Source organism: Paenibacillus tianmuensis (assembly GCF_900100345.1).
In the GTDB taxonomy this organism is placed as follows: Bacteria; Bacillota; Bacilli; order Paenibacillales; family NBRC-103111; genus Paenibacillus_G; species Paenibacillus_G tianmuensis.
Window position 1 is genome coordinate 1 of the sequence record NZ_FMTT01000085.1, and the last position, 7,400, is coordinate 7,400.

The 7,400-nt window shown below is 50.9% G+C and carries 13 protein-coding genes; all 13 read left to right on the forward strand.

All coding sequences use genetic code 11. The features are described 5' to 3' along the window. Positions 1–12 precede the first annotated feature (12 nt). Entirely contained in the window at positions 13–969 is a 957-nt protein-coding gene (locus BLO51_RS27900; RefSeq protein ID WP_425415843.1) for a phage late control D family protein, read from the forward strand. Further along, on the forward strand, positions 966–1,187 hold the full coding sequence (locus tag BLO51_RS27905; RefSeq protein WP_090677378.1) for a hypothetical protein: 222 nt from the start codon (positions 966–968) through the stop codon (positions 1,185–1,187). The genes BLO51_RS27900 and BLO51_RS27905 overlap by 4 nt, the downstream gene beginning before the upstream one ends. Next, positions 1,184–1,567: a contractile injection system sheath initiator gene (locus tag BLO51_RS31365; RefSeq protein ID WP_090677380.1), complete on the forward strand. Its 384-nt coding sequence runs from the start codon at positions 1,184–1,186 to the stop codon at positions 1,565–1,567. Before BLO51_RS27905 ends, BLO51_RS31365 begins: the two co-directional genes overlap by 4 nt. Continuing rightward, the gene (locus tag BLO51_RS27915) at positions 1,560–2,618 is read left to right on the forward strand and encodes a baseplate J/gp47 family protein (RefSeq protein ID WP_245719870.1); all 1,059 of its coding nucleotides are present in this window, start codon (positions 1,560–1,562) and stop codon (positions 2,616–2,618) included. The genes BLO51_RS31365 and BLO51_RS27915 overlap by 8 nt, the downstream gene beginning before the upstream one ends. 12 nt (positions 2,619–2,630) lie before the next feature. Further along, positions 2,631–3,176 carry a putative phage tail protein gene (locus tag BLO51_RS27920; protein ID WP_090677384.1) on the forward strand — a complete coding sequence of 182 codons (546 nt, stop codon included), beginning with the start codon at positions 2,631–2,633 and terminating at the stop codon, positions 3,174–3,176. Between the two features lie 11 nt (positions 3,177–3,187). After that, on the forward strand, positions 3,188–4,315 hold the full coding sequence (locus BLO51_RS27925) for a hypothetical protein (protein WP_090677386.1): 1,128 nt from the start codon (positions 3,188–3,190) through the stop codon (positions 4,313–4,315). A gap of 15 nt (positions 4,316–4,330) precedes the next feature. Continuing rightward, positions 4,331–4,720: a hypothetical protein gene (locus BLO51_RS27930; RefSeq protein ID WP_245719869.1), complete on the forward strand. Its 390-nt coding sequence runs from the start codon at positions 4,331–4,333 to the stop codon at positions 4,718–4,720. Beyond that, the gene (locus BLO51_RS28945) at positions 4,720–4,872 is read left to right on the forward strand and encodes an XkdX family protein (protein WP_143007024.1); all 153 of its coding nucleotides are present in this window, start codon (positions 4,720–4,722) and stop codon (positions 4,870–4,872) included. The genes BLO51_RS27930 and BLO51_RS28945 overlap by 1 nt, the downstream gene beginning before the upstream one ends. A gap of 51 nt (positions 4,873–4,923) precedes the next feature. After that, entirely contained in the window at positions 4,924–5,208 is a 285-nt protein-coding gene (locus BLO51_RS27940) for a hypothetical protein (protein ID WP_143007025.1), read from the forward strand. Between the two features lie 12 nt (positions 5,209–5,220). After that, positions 5,221–5,727 carry a hypothetical protein gene (locus BLO51_RS27945; protein ID WP_090677391.1) on the forward strand — a complete coding sequence of 169 codons (507 nt, stop codon included), beginning with the start codon at positions 5,221–5,223 and terminating at the stop codon, positions 5,725–5,727. Between the two features lie 205 nt (positions 5,728–5,932). Continuing rightward, on the forward strand, positions 5,933–6,496 hold the full coding sequence (locus tag BLO51_RS27950; RefSeq protein WP_143007026.1) for an SGNH/GDSL hydrolase family protein: 564 nt from the start codon (positions 5,933–5,935) through the stop codon (positions 6,494–6,496). 48 nt (positions 6,497–6,544) lie between these two features. Continuing rightward, positions 6,545–6,949, forward strand: coding sequence for a phage holin family protein (locus BLO51_RS27955; RefSeq protein WP_090677394.1), 405 nt, complete (start codon positions 6,545–6,547; stop codon positions 6,947–6,949). Positions 6,950–6,968: 19 nt separating this feature from the next. Beyond that, positions 6,969–7,400 (forward strand): phage holin, LLH family (locus BLO51_RS27960; RefSeq protein WP_090677396.1); only part of this gene is annotated, 432 nt, incomplete at its 3' end.

The following is a 7,400-nucleotide window of genomic DNA, read 5'->3' on the forward strand; positions in this document are numbered from 1 at the left end:
CGGAATGATCACATGCTATCTGATTGGTTCCGGAAAAATCAAGAGGTCCGGATATATCTCGGATATGCACCGGAGCCGAATTGGTGGTCTGTTGCCGATTTGGTTCACGTATTCACGGGAAAAATTGACGGAATATCCCCGAGCTTCAGAAATTCCATGACGTGCAAAATCATCGGCCGGGACTACTCCGCGCCGCTGATAGACACATCATTCACGGTGGCCTACGCGGCCCGGACGTCGAGCCAAATCGCAAAGATGCTCGCTGGCAAGTACGGGCTGAAACTCAACATCACCGATACAAGCGAGATCATTGAGCGAGATATGTATCAGAATCGAAAAGAGTGGGAAGTTCTGCAGGCGTTGGCCGATTTGGAGGGCTTCATTTGTCATGTGGACAAAGACAAGACATTCCACTTCGGACCGAGACAGGAGAGCGACGAAGAAGTCGAGGCAGAGCTGTATTACCGTTCGCGGCTCAAGTCAAATTGCCAGGTTGACTTCGAGGATACGGCAATCGACGTGTACAACCAAATCACGGTGCGGCACTATCGAAAAAAGCAAGTCATTGAAGGCTCGGCCAAGAATGACGCTTTGATCGAGCAGATTGGGCAGGTCAAAGAGCGCGTGATCTACAACTCAAAAGCGAAGACGAACGCGCAAGCCAAGGAGATGGCCCAAAAGCTGCTGCCCGAGTTTTCAAGATACGTCGTCACCGGAAAAGCTATGAATATGGCGGGGAATCCGAATCTGTTCTGCGAGAAGAAGGTGGCAGTCAAAGGCTGCGGCCGGTTCGATGGGAATTATTACGTTGAGCGGTTCGAACACACTTTGAATTCCAGCGGTTTCATCACGAATTTGGACCTGACGAATTTGCGCCCCGATACGGCGCAGCAGTATAGGCAGGACCTGTACACAAAAGACAGCGCAATATTGGGTAGCGGTAACAAATTAGGAAGTGGGACAATATGAGTATGAGGTTGAACAACGCGTTTCCCCAAAAGGCTATTATCACGGCGGTACAGGATCAAAAGACCGCGCTGGCATATATCCCCTTGGCTGACTTCGAAACGGGATATATCGAGTCGACAGTGACTCTTCATCCGGAAATGGTCGGCTGGGAAGCGATCGTTGTTTTTGTGAACGGCGATCGGAATCAAGGCGTTATCGTAGGGGTGATTCGAGAATGATTGAAATCGGGAGTGACATTGGAACAGCCAACGGCGACTACGCTACAAGCGCCCAAGGCGGCATGTCCACCGCATCGGGAGCGGACAACCTGACAGAAGCATTGCGACGCAGATTCAGGACCCCATACGGGTCTCTTTTTTATGACCGCACATTTGGTAATAAGCTACACAACAGACTCTCAGCGCCCATGGTCCGAACCTTCGAGCAGGATGCCATCGCAGATGCGACGGAGTGCTTGATGGGCGATACGAGGGTGCAAAGCGTGCAGGTTCGCCTTTCTCTGAACCACGAGGAGCGCCGGGTACGATTCGCTCTCAGCTATGTTGCGAAGGATGGTTCGGCAGCTGCGTTCGAGGAGGAGGTTGCTTTGCGTGTATAAATCGTTCGAACAAATTCGGGATGAACTGTTTGCTGACATCAAGAAAAACACTGGCTGGACGGATGGGACCTCGGGCGCTCTGGCCTATACCTTGGCAAACGTGATTGCTCGGGCGCTCAGGGTTGTTTGGTTCATGCTGGAGCAGCTGCTGAAACTATTTTTCGTTTCAACATCGCAAGGGTCATTCCTCGAACGTCGCTGCAATGAGCGGGGCGTCTTCCGGAAGCAGGGCACAAAAGCAAAAGGGACCGTGAACCTGACGAGATCCACGGCGGCGCCGGTTGGCTCGTCCATAACTCAAGGCACAGTACTATCCACGATGGATCAGAAAATCGAGTTCACCGTAGACAGCACCGTGACGCTCCCGGCCGGCTGGACAACCATTCCTGTTCCCATAACCTGTACAACGTCAGGGGTCAACGGGAACCTTGCTGCGGGCGTGCAGCTGCGGATCGTCAGCGCGCAGGTGGTTGGGGTCCAGAATATTGCAGTTGCTGCCAGCGGTCTAACAGGCGGGACGGATACAGAGAGCGACGAGCAGCTGCGTGATCGATATCTGTATACGATCCGGAACCCGCTGAACGGCGGGACGCCTTCCGACTATGTCGTGTGGGCAACCTCTATCCCCGGCGTTTTGAGCGCTATTCCGCTGCCTTTGAACCGCGGTAATGGAACGGTCGATGTCGTTATTTCGGACGGTGGCATCCCCAGCGACGAGTTGGTGCAGAAAGTTTCCAGTTTCGTACGGACAAAATGTCCCATTGGTGCTGATGCACGCGTAATCAAGCCTACAGCGACCGCCGTAAATGTTACGGGAGCCGTTACAGCCGACCAAGGGTATACAAGCGCAGTTCTCGCACCATTAGTAAAGCAAGCTATTGTAAATTATTTGGCCAAAGTTCCGATCGGCGGGACGGTCCGACTGACAGACATAATCCTCGCGGCCAGATCCGTGAAAGGGGTGCTTGATTTCAGCATGACCGCGCCGACATCAAACGTTCAGCTCACGGCAACTGGAATAGCGACTCCAGGCACGCTGAATATCACATGAGGAGGGCGACGGATGAAGTTTTTCGAGTTATTCCAAAGAATACTGCCAACATCATTCCTGAATGGCTCAAACACGAGAGGGCTATATGAGGCCATTGCTCGCCAGTTCGACGAGTTGCGCGCGGCAATCCTGGAGGGACAGGACCAGCTCTTCATTGATTCAGCCACATACATGTTGCCGGTCTATGAGGCGGAATTTGCGATTATTCGGGTAGATCAAAGTGATATACAAGGTCGCCGGAACAACGTCATGGCTATGTCTCGGGGCGGGCTGGGATCTACCCCAGTGGTTATCCTGAATGCGTTGAAATCTTACGGCTACTCCTGTGAACTCATAGAAGACTACGCAAATTACCGAGTGAAGATTCTATTTACAGATGCCCGTGGGGTTCCTAGCAATATTAATGATCTTCAACAATTAATGAATAGATTGATCCCGGGCCACTTGGAATTACAATGGAAATTTATCTACACCCAGCACCGTGAGCTAATGCCATTTACGCATCAGCAGATGAAAGGTCACACTCACGAATATTACAAAACAAAACTGCCAAGTTAGGAGGGAATTCTTTGCCGAACCTCACTCAAAATTTTAATTTTAAGAAGCCGTTACAGACAGAAAATTATGATATTGATGTACAAAATAGCAACTGGGACAAAGTAGACGCGGTGATACCGCTAAGCAACATGGCGAGGCAAGCGATCATTAACGGGAATTTCGATGTGTGGCAGCGCGGGACGACGTTTACAAATCCGGCCAATCTACAATATACCGCGGATCGTTATATGTGGGCGTCAGTACCAGACGGCGGAACGAACCCAATTTTAGTACATTCTCGTTTGACACTGGCGAGCGGAGAGATTCCAAATAGTTACTTCGGATACAGAATCAATTCAAACGGCTCCGGATCGTCATACGGAGCGAGTTCGCTCCACTGGTTCTCTCAACCTATCGAATTTGGAACAAGATACTTATGCGGGAATGGAAAGAAAGTGACTGTGTCATTATGGGCCCGTTCAGACATACCCGGAAAGAAATTAGGATTTTGGCTCCGGCAAACATACGGGACCGGAGGCGCCGTATCGGCGTCCGAAGTAATCAATGGGGCGAGTTGGACGTTAGGAAGTGTGTGGGCCAAGTATTCGTTTACTTTTAGCACTAATACGCTTGCCAGCAAAGTTTTCAGCTCTGTGAACAACGATATGCTCGAAGTTGCTATCGCCTATCAGTGGGGCACGGCATTTGCTTCACGTGTGGGAACTTCCACGCCAGAAACGTTCGTCGGCGCTGGAAATATCGATATCGCCCAAGTCCAGCTTTGCGCCGGTGACGTGGCCCTTCCGTTTCAGCCGCGGAGTTTTGCGGAGGAGTTGCAGTTGTGTCAGCGGTATTACGAACGATACGATGGCGTTGCTGCGTCAACGCGCTTAAATCTTCCGGCTGCGGTCGCGTATGACTCGAACACGTTCCGAACCTCGATGCTTTTTCGCGTACCTAAACGAGTGGCTCCGACTATGACTCAGGGCGGCGTATTTCGGTTCATTCCGAGTGGTATCGGTACGAACATTCATTTTTTTGAGACAACACCATTTGGGACTGGGATTGGTGCTTCCACATCCGGCGCGACGGTTGGAAATTCTACCGTCATTCAATCGAATGACACAGGCGGTTGGATCGCAGCCGATGCCGAACTATGATGAAAGGAGACGCACATGGACGGATACAAACATTACGTACGCACCGTCACCGGCGGCCTCGTCATTCACGGCTTCTCTTCCGCGTTCGAAGCACCGGAGTCAATGGACATTTGCATTGGTGAGAATGCCGGGCGACATTTTACGCTGGATTTGCGGAACGAGCGCGGCCAATTCCGTTTTAAATACGAAAACGGAGCGCTCGTTGAACGTGGCCAAACAGAGTTAGACACGGAATGGTCCAAACGACCACCTACGCCGCCTTCACCGGACCAATTGCGGGAGCAGCAAAGCGCACAATTGCTACTTGCCCAAGCCGAAGCAAATGCGCTGATACAACAGCAACAATCTCAAATCGCTACTATGCTAATTCAGATTGCCAAATTACAGAAAGGAGGTGGAGCCTGATGGCACGCTCCTTTTGGTTCCCGGTGATCAAAAACGCCTACGATTCGAAATTGCTGGGATACACGGTCGACGGCGTCAAGGTATTCGTTGTCGTTGGATACATCACATCGCCGGAATACCAGGAAATCACTGGTACTGATTATGTTTCATGATTGGCCTCGTTCCTAGCGAGGCTAATTTTCTTTGAGGGAGAGTATGGCTTTATGAATTATATGGATGCGGGTCCGGTAAAGGCTGCAAACAAAGCGGCAGCAGACCAGACCGAAAAAGTGATTGACTTGACAAATCAAAATGGATTTCACCACATCATTCTTGACTGCTCGAAATGCACGTCAGAGGTCATGTTCAGCATCGATGTGCCCATTTCAAAATCAGACAAGATCATCTATGTCGCTCCAAAGTTTGTTTTTGATGGGTATATACGCGGCAAAAAACTGTACTACAAATGTGCCGCCGATTCGAATGAATTCAATTACGTACTGTTGTAGGGGGATTAGAAAATGGGCTATATTCCAGTTGGGAATTCAGGCGGGGGTGGAGGCGGCAGCATCGATCCGACGAAATCATACTCAAATGCAATTGACTATGTGAATCTCGGCGATAGAGATGCAATTCCGGTCCGTAGTAGAGCGGTATCCGAAAAAGTTCTGCAAAACCAAACCGCGCCGAAGAATGGCGGAATTAGGAATACAAACTTTTTCGATGTAAACGAAGGATTCGCGGGGAATGGAGGTTTTTCGGTTCGTGCTGCTGTAGTGGGCGGCGGAGTGTGGAAATTCGAAATCGGCATTCAGTGGAGCTTCGACGGGACAAATGTTGCTATCGTAGAACCGCTTTGGAACAATATGACTCCGGTCGCTGGAGAACCTGCTGGTGACGTAAGCGCAGCGGTCATCCGGTATCTCTTCGGTGCCAAGGGCATAGGAGCTGCATTCTATCGGCTCTATGTGAAAAACTTGGATACCGCCTCAGACAAAAATTTCGATGTCTTCATGACGCGATGGTAGGGGGACGATCATAATGGTGCTGCCATCGAAAGACCCGACAAGGCGGGCGAAAAGGAATCTTCTCCGTATCCTGCGGGATGCGAAATCGGAAGTCGGAAGCGGAAAAAAGTATGACAAGAACTTCGCTATCATTGGCTGCTCAATCATTTCAGGCTCGGGGGCTTCTGCACCAGCAAGGCATTTCACAGAAACTTTCAAGGCATTCATGAATCAGCATGCAGATTTTCGGACGTATGTCCCTCTTACGAATGGATGGGACCAATACCGTCAAGGATATGCTGGCCGTTCGCTTCGGCAACTGGTTGAGACCGAGAAAGTGCATGAAGCCGTTCCTAAAGTGCCGTTGGTGGTCATCGAGACGTGCCTGCACAACGACCTGGGGCAGAATCTCACGCCTGCAGAAAGGCGCGGGTATCTCGACTTCCTCGCAAACTATTTCCAAGGCAGAGGTTCGATGACCGTGTTCATGTCATCGAACCCGCGCGGGTATGGCACTGACCCGTTTGTGAACGGAAACGGTCATACGTGGATGGACTTGTTCGAGGACGAAAAGGCGTTTTGTGAGTTGAAGGGCTACGAATACATCGACCAGTACACTCCATGGGAGTCCGAGCGAGTCAGGCGAGGTTATGACCGCACGAAGATGTATCTGGTTGTGAACGGGCAGCCGGACCTCATCCACCCGGACGATGAAGGATATGACATCATGGCAACCACGTTGAAACGGGCTATTTGCGGAGTCGAGTACGGGTACGGGAATCCGTATTAGAAGCCTCGGGGCTAACCGAGGCTATTTTTTATGGAGAGGAGGGAGACCATGGACAAACCTGCATTTTTCAAAACAAGCCTCGGCGTTGTCGGGGCTTTTATTTCGTGGGTCGTCGGCGGGCTAGGGCTCGCCTTTTCGATTCTGTTGGGGCTTATGTTACTGGATTATGCTACGGGGCTTATGGCCGGATACGTCCGGAAGGAGCTGAGCAGCAGGATAGGCATCGCGGGGCTGATCCGAAAGACGTACATTATTATCCTTGTAGGCTGCGTGTACATGATCGAAATATCGGTCCTCAAGTCAAACGGAGTGATCGGGGACGGCGTTGTTATCGCGTACAGTGTGATCGAGTTTTTGAGCATCGTTGAGAACGGCGGGAAACTCGGCGTTCCGCTCGGGCCGCTGAAAAACATCATCGCGGCGATCAAAGGTAAAACAGAAGAAGGAAAATAAAAAGGAGAGTGTGTAATCCATGGATTTTCAACCATTTATATCGGACATTGCACTTGCTGTGATTGGGATTGCTTCTGCTGCTGCAATCACCATGTTTTTCAAGTTGAAGAAAAATGTCATCGGCTGGATCGATAGCAAAACGACCGGCCAGCATAGGGAAATCCTTCACAAGGTAGCAGAAGAAGCTTTCGCCTTCGCGGAAACATCCGCGACGGGGCAAAAAGGGGCTGAAAAGCTGAACGCTGCTATCGAGTACGCAAACACGCATTTAGGCGAGAGTGGTATCCAAATGAACCCGGCTGCTGTCCGGGGCGCTATCGAAAAGGCATATTTGGCACACAAGGCTACTACGGGGCAGAAGGCAGCAACGGAAGCTCCGGCAGAACAGCCGCAGCCCGAACATGTTCAGCAATTGTTGGCCGCTGTGAACGCATTTTCCATGGTAGAAAAG

Bases quoted from the DNA above. Each gene is read 5' to 3' on its own strand.
- BLO51_RS28945 (WP_143007024.1), top strand. From the start codon at position 4,720: ATGGCACGCTCCTTTTGGTTCCCGGTGATCAAAAACGCCTACGATTCG.
- BLO51_RS27900 (WP_425415843.1), top strand. From the start codon at position 13: ATGCTATCTGATTGGTTCCGGAAAAATCAAGAGGTCCGGATATATCTC.
- BLO51_RS27950 (WP_143007026.1), top strand. From the start codon at position 5,933: ATGAATCAGCATGCAGATTTTCGGACGTATGTCCCTCTTACGAATGGA.
- BLO51_RS27940 (WP_143007025.1), top strand. From the start codon at position 4,924: ATGAATTATATGGATGCGGGTCCGGTAAAGGCTGCAAACAAAGCGGCA.
- BLO51_RS27920 (WP_090677384.1), top strand. From the start codon at position 2,631: ATGAAGTTTTTCGAGTTATTCCAAAGAATACTGCCAACATCATTCCTG.
- BLO51_RS31365 (WP_090677380.1), top strand. From the start codon at position 1,184: ATGATTGAAATCGGGAGTGACATTGGAACAGCCAACGGCGACTACGCT.
- BLO51_RS27955 (WP_090677394.1), top strand. From the start codon at position 6,545: ATGGACAAACCTGCATTTTTCAAAACAAGCCTCGGCGTTGTCGGGGCT.
- BLO51_RS27905 (WP_090677378.1), top strand. From the start codon at position 966: ATGAGTATGAGGTTGAACAACGCGTTTCCCCAAAAGGCTATTATCACG.
- BLO51_RS27945 (WP_090677391.1), top strand. From the start codon at position 5,221: ATGGGCTATATTCCAGTTGGGAATTCAGGCGGGGGTGGAGGCGGCAGC.
- BLO51_RS27930 (WP_245719869.1), top strand. From the start codon at position 4,331: ATGGACGGATACAAACATTACGTACGCACCGTCACCGGCGGCCTCGTC.